This is a genomic window from Mesobacillus zeae, assembly GCF_003570705.1.
Classification (GTDB): Bacteria; Bacillota; Bacilli; order Bacillales; family Cytobacillaceae; genus Mesobacillus_C; species Mesobacillus_C zeae.
Genome location: NZ_QWVT01000078.1, coordinates 1 through 2,412 on the forward strand (window position 1 = coordinate 1; position 2,412 = coordinate 2,412).

The 2,412-nt window shown below is 40.5% G+C and carries 1 protein-coding gene; it reads left to right on the top strand.

Features of this window, described 5'->3' with window-relative positions:
* Window positions 1-2,412 (top strand): non-ribosomal peptide synthetase (locus D1970_RS22000; RefSeq protein ID WP_119114966.1); only part of this gene is annotated, 2,412 nt, incomplete at both ends.

Consider the following 2,412-nt stretch of genomic DNA (forward strand, 5'->3'; position numbering starts at 1 on the left):
GAGAACTTCCTGTATTAGAGCTCCCGTTAGATGGTGTTAGAAGCCAGATCGAGAACAACGAAGGAGATCGAATCCGATTTGAGATCGAAGAAGGAATTGTCACAGGCTTAAGAGAAACGATGTCCCGCCTTGGTGGAACGCTGTTTATGGGACTCATGGCCGGCTATAGCATCTTGCTATCCAAGTATAGTGGACAGGAAGATATTGTGATCGGGACTCCGATCGCTGGAAGAAGGCATGCAGAGCTAGAAAAAGTAGCTGGAATGTTTGTCAATACACTAGCGTTTCGAAGCTATCCTGAAGGAGAAAAGAGAATTGAAGACTATCTCCTCGAAGCCAAGCACAAACTGGTCCAAGCTTACGAAAACCAAGAGTACCCATTTGAAGAACTTGTTGAAGAATTGAACGTGAAGAGAGATCTAAGCCGAAATCCACTATTTGAAGTTATACTCGTCCTACAGAATACTGAATTAAAAGAGATGGTTTTGTCAGATATCCAGATTAAACCCTATGCTAAAAACCAGAACAAAGCTAAATTTGACATTAGCTTAAACATAGAAGAAGTAGGAGATCAGCTCGTATGTGAAATGGAATATCGGAGTCGTTTATTTAGAAGAGAAACCATTGAACAAATGAGGAAGCACTACATTAAGATTCTTCAAGAGATCAGTACTAAAACCGAACATAAGCTCAATGACATCGACTTGCTAAACGAGGAAGAAACGCAACAGCTACTAGTTGCCTACAATCAAACATTAGCTGACTACCCTAGGGAAAAAACAGTGATCGATGTTATCGATGAACAGGTAAATGAGCAACCGAATGCGACGGCATTAGTCTATAAAGATAGTTTCCTCACTTATGGTGAGATGAATCGAAGATCAAATCAATTGGCCCACTACCTTGAGAGAAAAGGGGTGGCTAAAGGGGATCGTGTAGCCATCATCGCTACTCATTCTTATGAGTTAGTCATCGGGATCTTAGCGACACTGAGAGCAGGGGCAGCCTACGTTCCCATCGATCCGAAGTATCCATCAGAAAGAATCGAGTACATGCTTCAAGATTCAGAGGCAAAGGTACTTTATACGAATATAGAAATAGAAGGTCTTTCGTACAATCAAGAGTTAATAACGGCTCATGATAAAAGCATAGAGAAGGAAGACCCAACCTATGCAAGCAAGGCAACAGCAGAAGACGTGGCTTATATCATCTATACGTCTGGATCAACAGGAAGATCAAAAGGTGTGATGATTGAACACAGGGGATTACTGAATTATATATGGTGGGCAAGAAAAACGTATCTAAAAGATGAAAAAGAAGTATTTGCACTCTATTCTTCCATCACGTTTGATTTAACTATCACATCGATCTTTACTCCGCTTTTATCTGGTCAAGTGATTGCAATTTATGAGGATAATGGAGAGGAATTTATTTTAGATAAAGTGTTAAAAGATAAGAAAGTAAGCGTGATTAAAGTAACACCAGCCCATCTGACCTTAATCAAGGATCAACCAAACCAGTCATCATCCGTCAAACGATTTATCGTCGGTGGAGAGAATTTACCAGTTAAACTAGCGAAAGAAGTCCTTGATAGTTTTGGAGGAGAAGTAGAGATATACAACGAGTATGGTCCGACAGAGACAGTGGTAGGATGTATGATCTATCAATATCGACCAGAGTATGACCACAGATATTCTGTCCCTATTGGAAGACCAGCCGATAATGTAGAAATCTATCTCTTGGATAAGAACTTGCAACTAGTGGCTCCAGGAATTGAAGGAGAACTATACATAGCAGGGGAAGGAGTAGCAAGAGGATATCTTAATAAAGAAGAGCTTACCAAGAACGCATTTATTTATCTAAATAATGAGCGATTCCACAACAAGAGAATGTATAAAACAGGCGATCTAGCTAAAATGTTGCCAGATGGGAACATTGAATATATAAGAAGAGTAGATAATCAGGTTAAATTACGTGGGTACAGAATTGAACTAGGGGAAATTGAATGTAGCATAGGCCAACGAGAAGGGGTCAGAGAAGTCGTTGTCTTAAACAGAAAAGATGCTTCAGGAATGGACTATCTATGTGCCTATGTCGTAAAAGAAGAAGCAACAGCGATAGAGAAGATCAAAGAGGGAATTAGCCAAGAACTCCCTCATTACATGGTACCTGGTGCGTTTGTAGAAATCGATGCGATTCCGATTACAGCCAATGGAAAAGTAAATCGAGCCAGGTTGTTAGAGATGGAAGTCACCTACACACGAGAGAATGCTTATGAAGCGGCTACAAATGAACTCGAAGAGAAATTAATAGCCGTATGGGAAGGCGTATTAGGTGTGGAGCGAATTGGAATCCACGACAACTTCTTCGAACTTGGTGGGCATTCCTTAAAAGCTACGATTGTAAGTGGGA